The organism is Sphingomonas sp. PAMC 26617, from assembly GCF_000242835.1.
GTDB lineage: Bacteria > Pseudomonadota > Alphaproteobacteria > Sphingomonadales > Sphingomonadaceae > Sphingomonas.
The window spans coordinates 3410283-3426208 of sequence record NZ_JH594425.1; the positions used below are offsets into that span (position 1 = coordinate 3410283).

Here is a 15926-nt window from a genome sequence, read left to right on the forward strand (position 1 = left end):
GCATGCTGAAGCCGTTGTACCTGTCCGCCTCCAGTAAAGACGACCGCGCCTGATGGCCTGGTATCAAAATCTCGCGATCGTCGCCTTCATGGTTTTGTTCATGGAGTGCTTTGCCTGGGCGATGCATCGCTATGTCATGCACGGCGTGGGTTGGGGGTGGCACAAGTCGCATCACGAAACGCATTCCGGCTGGTTCGAGAAGAACGATCTGTACGCGATCGTCTTCGCGATCGTGCCGATCGTCCTGTTCACTGCCGGGCTGTGGTGGAAACCGCTGTGGTGGGCAGCGCTCGGTATCACCGTCTACGGCGGGATCTACGCCTTCGTGCACGATATGCTCGTGCACCAGCGCGGCGGGTTCCGCTGGGTGCCGAAGCAAGGCTATTTCAAACGCCTGTTGCAGGCACATCGGCTGCACCACGCGGTCGAGGGCCGGGACGGTACCGTCAGCCATGGGTTCCTCTTCGCGCGCAAGCCCTCGGTCCTGAAGGCGCAACTGCGCGCGAACGCCGATCCGCAGCGGCGGACCGCGCGTCCGGCAGCGGTCACCGACGCTGCGCTGGCGACACGGAAGTGAGTGCGTTACGGCCTTCGGCGACACCCGCCGCCCGACGCCAGACCCGTATCGGCGTGTCATTGGCCGCTGCGTTGATCCTGGCATGGCTGGCGATTCATATCACGGGGATTTTCTTCTGGCATTGGAGCTGGGCGAGTGTTCCGGTTGCGATCGCGATGGTCGCCGTCCAGACATGGCTGAGCACCGGGCTTTTCATCGTCGCGCACGACGCGATGCATGGCGCGCTTGCGCCGACGCGTCCGCGGCTCAACCGGGTGATCGGCGCAACCGCGCTTTCGCTCTACGCCTGCCTGTCCTACGCCGCGTTGCTGCCGCAACATCACCTGCACCACAAGGAGACCGGAACCGCCGGAGACCCTGATTTCCACCGGGGCGATGCGAGCCTTGGCGGCTGGTTCCTGCAGTTCTTCCGGTCCTATTATTCACACGCGCAGATTGCGCGGATCACGCTCGTCGCGCTCGTCTACACGCTCGTACTGGGGGCACCGCTCGGAAACATCGTCATCTTCTGGGCGCTGCCGGCGCTCGGGGCGGTGGGGCAATTGTTCGTCTTTGGCACGTGGCTTCCGCACCGGGATCGCGCCGAACCCTTTGCCGATGCGCACCACGCCCATAGCATCGACATCGGTCCGGTTCTGTCGTTGCTGACCTGTTTTCATTTCGGTGGCTATCATCACGAGCACCACGTGTCGCCGGGAACCCCCTGGTGGGGGCTACCGGCACGACGTCACACGCTCGCACAACGAATAAACGATCGCGCCTCGACCGAAGCCTACCGATAAGACCCGAGAGCCTTACTCCGGCGGTTGTCCTTTCCTGATGCTGGACAGGACGAATAATCGTCCGATCCGGCGGCGTGTTCCCAATTCATGACCGTGTCGTACTGGAGTACCGGGCATTGTCCGTCTTCGGCGCGATTGAGACCCCGAACAAAACCGGCAGCGTCGATCGATGCTCGCTCTGTCCGGCACGCTGCCGCATGTACGGGAAATCCTGCAGCGATTTGCGCGTATTTTCGCTTGCCCGTGTCCGGTCGCAGCGGTTTGGCTAGCAAAAGTCTCCGTCTTTCCGACGCTTAACAGACCGGTTAACCAGTTGGTGAGGACCTCCTGCGAAGACGACCCCGTCGAGTAGGGGGTAGCGTGTTCAAATCCTGGTCATCAACCGGCGCGGTCGTGGCGCTTGGTCTAGCGGCGCCGCTGAGCGCCGAACTCAATGTGCCGATCGCGGCACGCGTCGTCTCCTTCCTGCAGCCGCCGCCGAGCGGGACAATTGCTGCGGCGATCCTGTTCGAACCCGGCAATGCCGCGTCGGAAGCGGAAGCCAGCGCGATTGAGCGTTCGATCGGTTCGGGGCTCGCGGCGGGTCGCAGCGCGATCCGCGCGCGCCGGCTTGCGATCGGGGCGATGGGCTCGCTCAGCGGGTATAATATCGCGTTCGTTACGGCGGGCTTGCGCGCCGAACAGGGCGGCATCGCCGCGGCGGCCGCAAAGTCGTCGGTGCTGACGATCTCGTCCGATCCCGCCTGCGTCCAGGCAAGTCGGTGCGTCGTCGGGATCACCTCCACGCCCAAGACCCAGATCACCGTCAACCGCGCCGCCGCGCGCGCCGCCAATATCCGCTTCGGATCAGCCTTCCTGATGCTGGTCAAGGAAATCTGACAATGGTTGCTCCCATGCGTATCCATGGCTTGCGCACGATCCTGACGATCGGCGCCGCACTGAGCCCGGCTGCCGTTTCTGCCCAGGCGGTCGACTATCAGGCGCTTCAGGCGACGGTCGGCGAACCCGTCACCACCAGTGTCACCGGCACGCCGCAACGCGCCTCGGAACTGCCGGCCTCTGCGACGATCATCACGCGCGACGACATCGCGCGCTCCCCCGCGCGCGATGTTCCGGGGCTGCTCAAGACGCTGGCTGGCGTCGACGTCAACCGCTGGACCGCGGGCCAGACCGACGTCGCGGTGCGGGGCGGCGTACAAACCTATAATGCGCGGCTGCTCGTGCTCGTCGACGGCCGTCAGGTCTATCTCGACCATTACGGCATGACCGACTGGAATTTGCTCGGTGTCCAGCTCGAGGAGATCCAGCAGATCGAACTCGTCCGCGGGCCGGCCAATGCGCTTTTCGGCTTCAACGCGGCGAGCGGCGTCGTCAACATCATCACCCGACGCGGCGGAGCGACGCCATCGGCCACCGCGACGGCGGAAGCCGGCGACCACGGCGCGAGCAAGCTTGCGGCGTCGGTGCTGCTGCCGGTTACACCGACGATCGGACTGAAGCTCGCCGCCGGGCGTGCGCGCGAGGACGAGCGCGCGATTCCCGCGACGCTGCTGCGGCCCGAGATGGTCTTCGATGTCGCCAGCGATCAGGTGTCGGGGGATGTCGACGGGACGTTCGGCGCGGTGCAGGTCTCGCTCGGCGCCGGTCATGCCACCAACCGCCAGGTCGAGTATTTGCCGAGCCAGTTGCTGTCGAACCAGAGGTATTCGAGCGATACGCTCCACGGGACCGTAACCCGCGACACGCCCTGGGGCGGGCTGACGCTCAACGGTTACGTCAACTGGCTGGACGCGGAATATGGCGTCGGTGCGGGCCCCGGTGCGACCGACCCGATCGATTATCGCAACCGCATCATCGTCGCGCAGGCGTCGTCGCTGGTCCGTCTCGACACGGCCAACACGCTCCGGCTCGGCGTCGAATATCGCAACAACCGGCTCGAGTCCGACTATCAGTTCGCGCAGCGGATTTCTTATGACGTCGCCTCGGCCAACGCGATGCTCGACCTCCGCCCGCTCGACCGCGTGTCGTTCACCGTCGCGGGTCGGCTCGATCGGTTGTGGCTTCACCAGTCGGGCGTGATCGCGCGACCGACGTACGACGATCCCGCGGCATTCGACCGCGCCTTCAACCGGTTCAGCTTCAATGCCGCGCTGCTGATCCGGACCGGCGGGGACGGCATGCTCCGCATCAACGGCGGTCGCGGCTACCAGCTTCCGTCGCTGGTCAACTTCGGGATCCGACTGCCGATCATCACGCCGGCGCCAATCCCGATCTTCGTCGCCGGTTCACCGCGGATCGACCCCGTTACGGTATGGAGCGGCGAGGTCGGCTACACGCAGCCGCTCGGCGCGATCAAGCTCGAAGCGACGGCGTTCGCGACGTGGACGCAGGGCGCAATTGCGTCGCCCGGGGACGGGCTGCAGACCGAAACGTTCTTCACGCCGCTGCCGTCGCTGGTCGCGCGGTTCCGGGCGGTCGGCGACTATACCACTTACGGGGTCGAACTCGCCGCGTCGGGCCAACTCGCGAACCTGACATGGCGCGCAAATTATAGCTGGACGCACACCGACGACCGCCTGCCGCCCACGACGCTGCCGATCCCCTATGCGCTCGCCCCGCAGGCGGCCACACCGGTGCACAAGGCGAACGTGATCCTCGGATATGAGGTCGGCCCGGTGACGCTGAGCGGCGTCGCGCGCTTCACCGCCGCTACCCGCCAGCTCGCCTTTTCGCCGACGCCGCAATTGCTGCTGTATCCGGTCGCCGACGCGGTCGCGCTCGACGCGCGCGTTGGCTACCGGGTGATGCACGGCTTCGACCTGTTCGTCGCGGTTGACAATCTGGCGCTGGCGCGCGGCGCGGCGGTGTCGCCGATCCCGGCGGACCGTCGAATCCGGGCGGGGGTACGCCTTGCGCTTTGACACCGTCCTCAGGCATTTTGGAAAACTCGAGGCGAGGTTGAAGCTGTCGAACCGGTCGATCCGCGCGAAGGTCGCGGCGACCCCGGTGATCATGCTGTTGCTGTTCTTGGCGATGGCAATCGCGAGCACCACCGCGCTGCTGCTCGCGGGGCGCAGCATCGAACGGGTCGTCAATCGTGACATGCCCGATATCAACCAGCTCAACGCCATCACGCAGCGGTTCGACACGGCGAACCTTGACGTCTATCACCTGCTGGTCGTCAAGGCGGCGAACCCGAACGCTGCGATCGACGCGCAAGTCGGCGTCATCAAGGCCGAGCTTGAGGACGTCCGTTCGAAACTCGTCCAGTTCCGCCAGGCGCACCCGAGCCAGACCGCGACGGTACAACCCGCCCTCGCGGAGCTCGACCAGTATCGCGCGACGGTGGACGTGGTGACGTCGATGCTCGCGATCGACTTCGCGAGCACCGCCGCGATGATCGAACCGTTCCGATCCAACGCCAAGCGGATCGACGCGCAGATCCGCCGGGTGACGGCGGAAGGCATCCGGCGCGCGGACCGCGGCGCGGCCGGGGCGGTGCTCGGCACCAGGATCACGATTGCCATCCTGCTGCTGGCGCTGGTGATCAGTACCGCGATCAGCATGGTCATGGCGTACCTCGTCGGCCGCTCGATCGTCACTTCGATCACCGGGATCGCTGCGGCGACCGAAGCGGTGATGAACGAACGGGACATCGATTTCGCCGTATTGAAGCGCCGCGACGAACTTGGCCTGGTGGTGACGGCGCTCGTGTCCTTCCAGGCCCAACGCGCGGAAGCCAGGACGTTGGCGGCGCATGCAGACGGTATGCGGTTATATGCACAAGCGGAGGAAAAGCGGCAGTCCGACGCAATCGCGTTGCTGGAAGCCGAAACGCGACGCGAGCGCGAGCGGACGCTCGCGGCGCTTGCCGAAGCGTTCGACCGGCAGGTCACCGGGATCATCCGCAAGGCGCAAGGCGCGATGGTCCAGCTCGAGGCCAACTCCGCCAGCCTGCAGGATGCGATCAGCGGCAATCGCACGCTGGCGCTCGAGCTGGACGTCATCGCCGAACTGTTCGCGACCGAGATGTTCGAGGCCGGAAAACAGACCCAGTCGATCGCCTGCGCGTTTGAGGACATCGACCGCGAGGTCGCTGGAACGAGCCTCGCGGCCAAGTCGATGACCGAACATGCGCGGAGTGCGAACGAGACGGTCGCGCTCTCGCAGCAGCAGGCTGCCAGCATCGAACAGATCGTCGACGTCATCACCGCGATCTCGAAACAGACCAATCTGCTTGCGCTCAACGCATCCATCGAGGCGGCGCGGGCGGGGCAGGCGGGGGCGGGTTTTGCGGTGGTCGCGGGGGAAGTGAAGATGCTCGCGTCGCGGACGGGCGCAAGCGCGGGCGACGTCCGCTCGAAGATCGAGGCGGTGCAGGGACAGATCCGCTCGGTCGTGACGACGACCGAGCATCTGGGCGTACTGATCCACAGCCTCGATGACGGTGCCGACCGCGTGGCCACGATGTCGCGCGGACAAGCCAGGGCGATCGAACAGTTGAACGGCCGGATCACCGCGGTCGAGGACCGAAGCCAGACGCTCGCGGAGGCGAGCCACCAGATATCGTCCTCCGTCGACCGCAGCCTGGCTGCAATCGCGGATGTCCAGCAGACCGGAGCCCTGCTGAAGCTGACGTTGCAATCGCTGGCGAACGACGCGCAGCAATTTACCGCGCATTTCGCGGTTCCGCGGGACGGCGGGGTCGAACTGGCCTAGCCCCCGGGGCTGGGGCGGGAGCGGGCACGACGAGCGGGGCGTGGTCGGCTCGTCAGGTTCTTGCCTCCACCCGCGACGTCGAACCGTTCAGGCGAGCAAGCTCAAGGTGCATCGCGCCAGAGGCAGGGCAAACGGGTTGCATCGCGCACGATCGGCCCCGCATTGGTGAATGCAAGCGCGTGCGGGCTGGCGGCCGAGACCTCGGGCCAGAGTGCCGAGCCGGTTGCGTTCGGATTACCGGTCCGGACGAACTGCACCCAATAGGATTGCAGCGGCGGCGCGCCACGCTCGAGCCCGGTCGCGGGGGTGCCGAACACGCTGCGCAGCTCGCTTCCGTGCGTTACGGGTGCTGCGTCCGGTGCCGTATAATCATAGGCATATTGCCAGACCGATCCGCCGTGCCCGGCCACGGCCGCGGCGGTGACGCGTGTCGGGCAGCGGAAGGTCAGGTCCGTGGCGATCTGGTCGGTGGTGCTGCCGAGCCGGGGGTCTGACACGGGCATCCGTCCCGGACCCAACCCGTAATAGGCCAGCGCCGCGCCGGCGTGGCTGCCGAAGGCCCGCGTCACGATCCCGGGGGCGGCGGACAGGTCACCGTGCAGCGGCAACTCGCGCGCGTTGGTCCCGATGATCAGCGGGACGGGGTTGACGCGTCCGCGCGCGAGCAGATGCGCGGGCGTATCGGGTAGCACGCGTCCATCGACCACGGCCTGCAGCCAGATGAAGCTGTTGTCCTCGAGCCCAGGCGCCACGATCGCCTCCTGCGCCGCGAGGACGCGATCGACCGGAAGCGCACGGAGCTGCGCGGCGGTGGCGTCGGGGGCGAGACCGGCCGCCGGAGCGAAAAGCGCGCCCACCGCCTCATTCTGCGCCAGACTGCGCGGCGGCACGCCGAACCCGGCCGTCCCGCTTTCCTGGATCGCCGCGTGGAACAGCCCGTGCGCCAGCGGGGACAGCTGTTGCAGCGCGACGTCCTGCGCGCCGGCGGATTCACCCGCGATCGTCACCCGCCGCGGATCTCCCCCGAACCGCGCGATGTTCCGTTGCACCCAGCGAAGGGCGAGTTGCTGGTCCATCAGCGCGTAATTGCCCGAATGCCCACCGTCCTCGGCGCTCAGCGCGGCGTGGCTGAGGAACCCGAGCGCCCCCAGCCGATATTGGATGCTGACCAGCACGATCCCGCGCTCGGTGATCCGGCTCTCGACGGTGCCACCGCCGGCCCCGCCGCGATTGCCGCCACCGTGAATCCAGACCAGCACCGGCAGCCTGGCGGCGGGCGTCAGGCGCGGGGTGCGGACGTCGACAAACAGGCAATCTTCCGATCCCCCCCGCGCGGCGGCGCGGTTCCACGTGCCATAGTCGGATTGCGGACAGGCCGCATGGTCCGCGACCGCCGCTATGGGCGTGGTCCAGCGACGCGGCCGGACCGGTGCCCGCCAGCGCAACGCCCCCGTCGGCGGGGCACCATAGCGGATACCCCGGAACACCGCCCCACCGCCCGCGATCGCTGCACCACGGACCGGACCGTCATCGGTCGTGACGATCGGTCCGGCGGCCGCCAGCGCGAGCGCCAGCAGAACGCTCACCGGGGCAGGCCGGCGGGGGCAGGGCGCGCCAGCGCATCGCGAATCGCCACTTCGGCGACGGGGGCCATTGCGGCATAGCCGCGTTCATTCGGGTGGACGCCGTCGACGGTGAATGCCTCGCGCTGCGCCGGACCGTCGTGGAGCGCGGTCCAGTAATCGGCATAGGTCGCGCCGATCCGCGCGGCATAGCCCTTCAGCCAGAGGTTCATCCGCGCGATCTTGGACGACACTTCCAGTCCGGGACGCCATGGAAAGTTGGCGGCGGGCGGGATCGACGCGAGGATCACGCGGATCCCGTTCGCGCGCGCGAGGTCGCACATCATCATGATGTTGGCCTGTGTCTGCTCCAGCGTCATTGGCCCCGTGTTGCTGGCGATGTCGTTGGTCCCGCCCATGATCTGCACCACGGCAGGGTGCAGGTCGATCACGTCTTGCCGGAAGCGCAGCACCATCTGCGGCGTGGTCTGTCCGCCGATCCCGCGATCGATCCGGTCGGGGCCGAAGAACCCGGGAACCTTGTCGAACCACCCCTGCGTGATGGAATCGCCGATGAAAACGACACGCTTGCGGGTGTCGGACGGCGGAATCGCGGCATTCGCCTGCTGGTAGCGGCCGAGCCACGCCCAGTCCTGATGCAGTCGTTGCTCGGCGTCCTGCGCCGGGGTGGGCTTGTCGGCCGCCGGGGTCTGCGCCTGGCTCGCGCTGGCCATTGGCAACAAGGCGGACAGCAGTAGCATCGCACGGCGCATCAGCGGGACTCCATCATCCGGGCGTGCATCGCATCGAGCGCGACGCCCTTGGTTTCGGGGAAGAACAGCAGCACGACGACGCATTGCACCGCCATCGCAACCGCAAAGATCACGAACGGCGCGCCTGCCGACCAGGCGACGAGCACCGGAAACACCCCGGCGATCGCGGCATTCATCAACCAGTGCGTGCTCGCGCCAAGGCCACTGCCGCGCGCACGCACCGCGCTCGGGAAGATTTCCGACAGATAGACCCAGATGACCGCGCCCTGGCTGGTCGCGAAAAAGGCGATGAAGCCGACCAGCGCGGGAAGCAGCGCGGCATTGCCGATCCGCCCGAACAACACCAGCGCGGCGACCGACAGGCACACCGTCATCCCCGCCGCGCCGGCGGCGAGCAACGTCCGCCGCCCGACCCGGTCGATCAGCGCCATGCCAACCAGCGTGAACAGCAGGTTGGCGGCACCGATCAGGATCGCCTGGCGATCGGGCGACAGGCTTCCGGCCTTGGCGAAGATGTCGTTGAGATAATAGAGGACCGCATTGATCCCGGCGAGCTGGTTGAACATCGCGGTCGCGACCGCGAGCAGGATCGGTTTGCGATGCTTGCGCCATGACAAGGCCTCGCCGGGTTCGTCCTGCCGAAGCGCTATCTCGACCGAGGTGATCTCGGCGGACGCCTCCGCCGCGGTCAGGCCGATCCGCGCCATCGCGGCGCGCGCATCGTCGAGGCGTCCCGACAGGATCAGCCAGCGCGGGCTGTCCGGAATACGCGCGAGCAGGACCAGGAACAGGATCGCTGGCGCCGCGGTGACGCCGAGCTTCCAGCGCCATGCCGCCTCGCCGACCAACGACCCGACGACCGCGTTGCTGAGATAGGCCACCAGGATTCCCGTGACGATCGCGAGCTGGAACAGCCCGACCAGCATTCCGCGCCGGGCAGGGGGCGCAATCTCGGCGATATAGACGGGGGCGAGGACCGAGGATCCCCCGATCGCGAGCCCGCAGGCAAACCGGAAGGCAAGGAACGCGCTCCAGTCGGTGACAAGCGCGCAGCCGATGCCTGCGATGACATAGAGGATGCCGAGCAACGCGAGCACGCGGCGGCTGCCGTAGCGATCCCCCGGCTTGCCGGTGAACAGCGCCCCGACCAGCGTTCCCCACAGCGCAGCGGAGACGGTGACCCCCAGCGTTTCCGGGGTAAGCCGGTAGGTCCGCGTAAGATCGCCGGTGACACCTGCGATGACCGCGGTGTCGAACCCGAACAACAGCCCGGCGAGCGCGGCGGTGCCGATACTCGCCGCGAGGACCCCGCGCCCGCTCACCGCAGCGCCGTGCTCGACGCGGCGACGTTCCAGCCGCGCAGCGTGACGCTCGGGGTCGCGGCCTTGCCGGTCGGGTAACGGATCTCGACGGAGCGGGTTTCACCCGGCAGCAACGACACGTAATTGTCGGTGAAATAGGCGGGCAGGACCTGGCTGCCGTCCGCATTCAGCACCGTCAGCTTGGTCTCGATCGCCGGGGTCTGGCTTGGGTTGGTCAGCGTCACCGTCGCGACGGTTTCGGCACCGTCGACCCGGCTGCTCGCGGTGGACTGGAGCGTCACCGGAGCAAGCGTGTTGAGCGCCTGGAACTGCGCGTCGTTGGCGGCCTGCCAATAGAGGTTGGTCGACAGGACCTTGCCGCCAGCGTCGCGCGCTTCCAGCCGGACCAGCGCGACCCCCTTCGCCAGGATCGGCGCGAGGTCGAGCGTGAACGCCGCGTTGGCGGTTTCGCCGGTCGCGGTCAGCGTGGTGCGCTTCTCGGCGAGCACGCGGTTGTCGAGGCTGACGACCTTCGCCGCCACGGTCACACCGCGCAGGTCGCCGACCCGGTTGTTGACCAGCACGACCTTGTAATCGGGCAGGTTCATCTGGACGTGGACCGGCTCCGACGCCTTCTTGACGCCGTAGAAGGACGCCTGCGTGTCATAGTCGGAAGAGAACATCTGCCACGCCGAGGACGGCCAGGCGGGCTGGGTCATCCACAGCATCCGCCCGCTGTTCTGCGTCCACAGCCCGGTGTTCATCCCCTCGAAGATCGCGCGGTAGGATTCGTACTGCATCATCTGCGCCTTGCGCTCGAAGTCCTCGAGGCTGGTGCCGGGGCCGAAACGCGTGGCGAGTGCATTCATGTAGCTCGTCACCGCGCCGTTCCCGGTCTGATGCCAGTCGTGATACGCCCAGGTATCGCTGATCGGCCAGCGGTCCGCCGCCGGGATCGCGCGCTTCCACGCTTCCAGCGTCGGCAGCGACGGCGTGCCGCTCTCGACCGAAAAGCCCTTGGCATGCTCGGTGAAATATTCGACCGGCGGGCGCCAGTTGTACGGCCCGCTGTTCTGCAGGTTCACGCGGTTGGACGACCCCATGTAGATCCGCGTGCCGTCCTCCTGGTGGATCAGCGCCTGCAGCCCTTCGTTGAGGATCGGCTGCGGCACGCCCTCGTTGCGACCGAACCACACGACGATCGAGGGGTGGTTGCGGTAGCGCTTCACCACGTCGGTCGCGTTCTTGAGGAACAGCGCGGGGTCCTGCGCCTCGATGTTGTAATCCTGCGTCGATTCCCAGAAATCGTTGAGGATCATCAAACCGTATTCGTCGGCCAGATCATAGAACGTATCCTCGGTATTCTGCCCGACCCAGTTGCGGATGATGTTCATATGGGCGTCCTGGTGGAGCCGGAAGAACGGCTCCAGCCGCGCGCGGTCGACTCGTTTCATGAAGTCGTCCATGCCGATGTTGCCACCACGCGCCGCGATCCGCACGCCGTTGACGCGGATCACGAGATACGGCGTCAGCCCGTCCTCATCCGTGATCTGGCGCACCGCGGGCGAGGTTTCCGCGCCCGGGACCAGCGAGGCGGCCCAGCCGTCCTTGACCTTGTGGATCCCGGTGTGGCTGCCATCGACGATCTGCTGGCCGAGCGCGCGGGCCTTGCTCAGGTCGATCCCGACTCGTTCGAGCGTGCCCTTCTGGTCCATCAGCGACATGTCGTAGGTGACCTGCCGCATCCCGAAGCGCAGCCGCCGCGTGTCGCTCGGCTGGCCCGCGACGGTGCTCGTCAGCGTCAGGTCGTGCAGCGCGGGGGCGCCATAGCCGTTGGGCCACCACAGCTTGGGGTTGCGGACCGACAGTTGCCTGAACTCGGACGGACGCAACACGACGTCGCTGCTTTCTCCGGGTGCGAGCGTCACCGATTTCTCGACCGTGACATCGTCGAACGCAGCGCGCACGACGGTCGTGACCGGCTGCGCCGACGCGTTCGAGACGGGCACGGTGATCTCGACATCGGCAACGCTGTTGTCCGCGCGCGGCAGTGTCGTGACGACGTGTGGATCCCCCAGCGTCGCGACGCCGGTCGCAGCCAGCGTCACGCCGCGCCACAGCCCGGTGTTGCGGTCGCGGATGGTCGGGATCCAGTCCCAGCCCTCGGCCGCGCCGAAGGTCGGGCCGTCGAGCATCATCATCCCGCCATTCTCGCCGACACCTGCGGTCAGCGATTCCTCCTGCGCGATGCCGGGATGCGGGGCGGGCGAAACCTTCACCGCGATCGCGTTGCGACCGGGGAGCAGCTTGCCCGTCACGTCGAACTGGCCGCGGATGAACGCGCCCTTCATCGTGCCGATCACCTGGCCATTGAGCCACACCTCGGCGGCATAGTTGACGCCGTTGAAGGTCAGTTGCTGACGCTTGCCTGCGGCGTCGGTGGGGACGTTGAATTCGGTGCGATACCAATAGTCCTGCCGCGCCAGCCGCTCGGGAATGGCGAGGTTGTTGAGACCGTGCGCGGGATCGGGATAGACGCCGCGATCGACCAGCGTCGTCAGCACGGTGCCAGGGACGGTCGCAGCATACCAGCCGCGCGTGTCGAACCCGGCACGGCTGAGCGTCGCGCCCGGCGCGCTGACCTTCGGCGCTTCTGCGAGGCGCCAGCCGTTGACGTCCCATTGCCCGGGGCCGGTCGCGACAATCGCCGCAGTCGTCGGCTCGGGCTTTGCGACCGGAGCGTCGAACGGCACCTTCGATTTCGGAAGCGTCGCGGCATCCTGCGGCGCGGTCTGGCCATACATCTGGCGGACCTGCACCGGCCAGCTCGGGCTGCCCTGCTGGAAGGCGATCAGCGCCGGGTCGGGCCGACGCATCGCCGCGGCCTTCAGCGTCTGCGCATCGCTTGCGCCGGCGACCAACCTGAAGTCCGCCACGTGACCGGCGAAGACCGGATCACCCGAGCGGGGCGCGAGGGTTGCAACCGGAGACACGGGCGCGGCCGTCATCTTGCGGTGTGCGACCGGCTTGCCGTCGACGAACAATCGCGCGGTGGTCCCGTCGAAGCTGGCCGCGAGGTGATGCCACCCGACGGGCGTCAGTCGCGCCGGCGCGGCGAGCGTTCCGCCCTCGGTGACGAGACTAGGGCGTCCGGCGTCGAGCGCCAGGAAGCGGCGTGGCCCTGTCGCGGGATCGCCGAAGCCACCGACCAACGCGCGCCCGGCGGGAAGCGCGGTGGGCGCGACCCATGCGGACAGCGTCCAGGTTGGCGCAACGATCGTCGTGGCGTCGGTGCCACCGATCCGGCTGGTGACGGCGTCGCCACCTGCGGGCAGGTCGGCGCTGATCGGCCCGTAGGTTTGCGCGCGTGCGGTTGCTGCGGTTGCCAGCAACGCAACGAGTATCGCGCCTGCGTGTGTCTTGCCCATCGATCGCCTCCCAACAGTGCCGATCCCGTCGGCTTGATGGACCAAAAGCACAGAGGCGGCGGAATGCCAAATCAATTTTGTTTAATTGCAACAGGTGAGCGTGACCTCAGCCACCGCATTGCGTCATCGGCACCGGGGCGGAATCGATCTTCACGTCCGAGAGCGACAGGGCCAGAGCACCGTCGGTGGCGAGCACGAAGGGCGCGCTGACATGCGCCATGTCGACTCCGCGAGCCGCGAAACATTGCAGCGGGACGATTACCTGCTGCCACGCACCCGGCTTCGCCGCCGCAAGCATCGCGCCGATCGGGACGGTGACGGCCTTGCCGTCGTTGCTGACCATCCCGAGCCGGGCGGTGGCGCTGGAGGCGCGGTCGACGCGGACGTCGACGACGAGGCTCAGTTCGCCATTGCTCTCGCGCGTCAGGTCGATCGGACGGTCAGTCTCGATCCGCGCCTCGGCCGGGCCGCCCGTCCACACGAAGGCGCGCGCATCCTCCTGCCGCCGCCGGTCGACCGCGGAGGCGGTCAGCCGCCTGGTGGCGGTCGTCGCCGTCACGCCAAGCAGCCGGACCTTCGACTGGCCGGGCTCGACCAGCGCCAGCGACCAGCCCTCTGGAACGCGCCCCTTGCCGAACACCGTGCCGCTGAAAGCCGAGGCAAGCCCCGCCGGGCGCTTTTCGTCGAGAGTCGCGACGGTGCCAGGCCGTGCGTAGCTCAGGCCGTAGCCGAGCGCGAACAGCGGGTCGTAGCCGGGGTCCGAGCGATTGAGGACATATTGATCGGGGCGTTTGGGCCAGGAAAAGCTGAGCTTGCCGCGGAAATCGCTGCCGATGCGGCCGTCCTTCTTGCGGAACAGCACATCGGCAATGCCACCGCCCTCGCTGCCCGGCAGGAATGCCGCGACGAACGCGTCCGAGGCATTGAGTTCGGCATTCACCCACAGCGGGCGGCCCGACAGGAATACCGCGACCACGGGCACGCCCGCCGCCTTCAGCTTGCGCAGCAGTGCGAGGTCGGACTTGTCGTCGGGGCTGTCATCGAGCGTCGGGCGGTCCCCCTTGAACTCGGCATAGGGTTGCTCGCCGAACACGACGATCGCGGCGTCGGGCTTGCTCGCGAAGCTGCCGTCGACCGACAAGGTGGCGGTCCCGCCCGCGGCCTTGACCGCGGCGTCGATCCCCGACCAGATCGATTGCGCATTGGGGAAATTGGCGTTGGTCGTCCCGCCGCCCTGCCACGTCAGCGACCAGCCCCCGGCCTGCTGCGGGATATTGTCCGCGCCGCCGCCGGCAACGAGGATGTTGGCAGACGGCTTGAGCGGCAGCACGCCGCCCGCATTCTTGAGCAGCACGAGCGACTCGCGCACCGCACGCCGGGCGATCGCGCGATGCTCGGCCGCCCCGATCAGCGCCATCTTGCCCGCGAGCGCCCGCGACGAGGGGCGTCCACGGTCGAACGTGCCCGCGCGGATCTTGACGCGAAGGATGCGGCGCACGGCATCGTCGAGCCGTGCTGCGGGAATTTCACCCGACTGCGCCTGTTTGAGCGTGTTCGCGTACAGCGTCTTCCACGCGCTTCCCGAATACATGAACATGTCGAGCCCGGCGTTGATCGCGGCAGCGCAGCTTTCGTTAGAGCAGCCGTCGACCTGGCCGTGACCGTTCCAGTCCCCGACGACGAAGCCGTCGAAGTGGAGCCGGTCCTTCAGCACCCCCGTCAGCAGGCTTTTGTTGCCGTGCATCTTCGCGCCGTTCCAGCTCGAGAAGCTCGCCATCACCGATTGCGTCCCCGCCTCGATCGCGGCGGGATAGCCACCGAGGTGGATGTCGCGCAGGACCGTCTCGGGGATGCGCGCATCGCCCTGGTCGCGACCGCCGGTGCCGCCGTCGCCGAGGAAGTGCTTCGTCGTCGCAATCACGTGGTCGGGCGCGAGGAAATCTCGGGTGCCGACCTTGCCCTGCACGCCCTCGATCACCGCACCGGCGTAATCGGCGGGAATCGTCGGTTCTTCGGAATAGCTTTCATACGTCCGCCCCCAGCGATCGTCGCGCACCACCGCGAGCGTGGGGGCGAACGTCCAGTCGATCCCGGCGGCGGCGGTCTCGATCGCGGTGACGTGGCCGATCTCGCGCATCAGGTCGCGATCATGCGCCGCGCCGAGCCCGATATTGTGCGGGAAAAGCGTCGCGCCGGGGATGTTGTTGTTGCCATGCACCGCGTCGGTGCCCCAGATCACCGGGATGACCGGGCGACCATCGGTGCGCGCGACCGAGGCGTCGTAGAAGGCGTCCGCCAGCTTGAGCCACTCGACCGGCGGGGCGAGATCGTCGCCGTTCGGCCCGGCATTCCCCCCGTTGAGGATCGATCCGAGCTTGTAGGTGCGCAGGTCCGCGGGCGTGATGCTTGCGATGTCGACCTGGATCAGCTGGCCGACCTTGTCCTCGAGCGTCATCCGCCGGAGAATCGCATCGATCCGCGCCTCGACCCTGGCATCCCGCAACGGCCGGGCATTGGCGGTTGGCCAGATTTCCGGATGCGCGACCGCGGATAGCGGCGCTGGCGCCACGGGTGCTGGCGACGTCGCGGGAACGGCAGCAAGCGGCGCGACTGCCGCCTGAACCAGCAATGCGACCTTGATCGAAGACAAACCGGCAGCCATCAAACTCTCCCCAGGCTGGTCGAACACGACCGCTCTTCTGCGTTATGTCCACCGTTGCGGCACGACATAACGAAAATCAATTGGCGAATGCGGTGGAACGAGCCGTTCGACACCCTTGTGTA

At 67.4% G+C, this 15926-nt stretch carries 10 protein-coding genes; 5 read left to right on the forward strand and 5 right to left on the reverse strand.

All coding sequences use genetic code 11. From position 1 onward, the window contains the following. The first annotated feature begins 52 nt into the window (after positions 1 to 52). The 5 genes from RH91_RS14990 to RH91_RS15010 all read left to right on the forward strand — a co-directional run bounded on the left by RH91_RS14990 (position 53) and on the right by RH91_RS15010 (position 6078). The gene (locus tag RH91_RS14990) at positions 53 to 577 is read left to right on the forward strand and encodes a sterol desaturase family protein (RefSeq protein ID WP_010163719.1); all 525 of its coding nucleotides are present in this window, start codon (positions 53 to 55) and stop codon (positions 575 to 577) included. Positions 578 to 630: 53 nt separating this feature from the next. Then, positions 631 to 1359, forward strand: a complete 729-nt coding sequence (locus RH91_RS14995) for a fatty acid desaturase (protein ID WP_232283525.1) — start codon at positions 631 to 633, stop codon at positions 1357 to 1359. Between the two features lie 360 nt (positions 1360 to 1719). Further along, the gene (locus tag RH91_RS15000) at positions 1720 to 2238 is read left to right on the forward strand and encodes a YfiR/HmsC family protein (RefSeq protein ID WP_010163721.1); all 519 of its coding nucleotides are present in this window, start codon (positions 1720 to 1722) and stop codon (positions 2236 to 2238) included. 14 nt (positions 2239 to 2252) lie between these two features. Continuing rightward, on the forward strand, positions 2253 to 4280 hold the full coding sequence (locus tag RH91_RS15005; protein ID WP_010163722.1) for a TonB-dependent receptor plug domain-containing protein: 2028 nt from the start codon (positions 2253 to 2255) through the stop codon (positions 4278 to 4280). 37 nt (positions 4281 to 4317) lie between these two features. Beyond that, complete coding sequence (locus RH91_RS15010) at positions 4318 to 6078, forward strand: methyl-accepting chemotaxis protein (RefSeq protein WP_010163723.1); 1761 nt, start codon at positions 4318 to 4320, stop codon at positions 6076 to 6078. A 101-nt stretch (positions 6079 to 6179) separates the two neighbouring features. On the opposite strand, the gene RH91_RS15015 is transcribed toward RH91_RS15010, so the two are convergent. The 5 genes from RH91_RS15015 to RH91_RS15035 all read right to left on the reverse strand — a co-directional run bounded on the left by RH91_RS15015 (position 6180) and on the right by RH91_RS15035 (position 15804). Then, positions 6180 to 7664, reverse strand: coding sequence for a carboxylesterase/lipase family protein (locus RH91_RS15015; protein WP_010163724.1), 1485 nt, complete (start codon positions 7662 to 7664; stop codon positions 6180 to 6182). After that, positions 7661 to 8413: a GDSL-type esterase/lipase family protein gene (locus RH91_RS15020; protein ID WP_010163725.1), complete on the reverse strand. Its 753-nt coding sequence runs from the start codon at positions 8411 to 8413 to the stop codon at positions 7661 to 7663. The genes RH91_RS15015 and RH91_RS15020 overlap by 4 nt, the downstream gene beginning before the upstream one ends. Then, positions 8413 to 9735: a sugar porter family MFS transporter gene (locus RH91_RS15025; protein ID WP_010163726.1), complete on the reverse strand. Its 1323-nt coding sequence runs from the start codon at positions 9733 to 9735 to the stop codon at positions 8413 to 8415. Before RH91_RS15025 ends, RH91_RS15020 begins: the two co-directional genes overlap by 1 nt. Then, positions 9732 to 13142, reverse strand: coding sequence for a glycoside hydrolase family 2 (locus tag RH91_RS15030; protein WP_010163727.1), 3411 nt, complete (start codon positions 13140 to 13142; stop codon positions 9732 to 9734). The genes RH91_RS15025 and RH91_RS15030 overlap by 4 nt, the downstream gene beginning before the upstream one ends. 106 nt (positions 13143 to 13248) lie before the next feature. Then, positions 13249 to 15804 (reverse strand): glycoside hydrolase family 3 protein, encoded by a 2556-nt coding sequence (locus RH91_RS15035; RefSeq protein ID WP_010163728.1) that lies wholly within the window; start codon positions 15802 to 15804, stop codon positions 13249 to 13251. Positions 15805 to 15926 lie beyond the last annotated feature (122 nt).

Bases quoted from the DNA above. Each gene is read 5' to 3' on its own strand.
- RH91_RS15030 (WP_010163727.1), bottom strand. From the start codon at position 13,142: ATGGGCAAGACACACGCAGGCGCGATACTCGTTGCGTTGCTGGCAACC.
- RH91_RS14990 (WP_010163719.1), top strand. From the start codon at position 53: ATGGCCTGGTATCAAAATCTCGCGATCGTCGCCTTCATGGTTTTGTTC.
- RH91_RS15035 (WP_010163728.1), bottom strand. From the start codon at position 15,804: ATGGCTGCCGGTTTGTCTTCGATCAAGGTCGCATTGCTGGTTCAGGCG.
- RH91_RS15020 (WP_010163725.1), bottom strand. From the start codon at position 8,413: ATGCGCCGTGCGATGCTACTGCTGTCCGCCTTGTTGCCAATGGCCAGC.
- RH91_RS15005 (WP_010163722.1), top strand. From the start codon at position 2,253: ATGCGTATCCATGGCTTGCGCACGATCCTGACGATCGGCGCCGCACTG.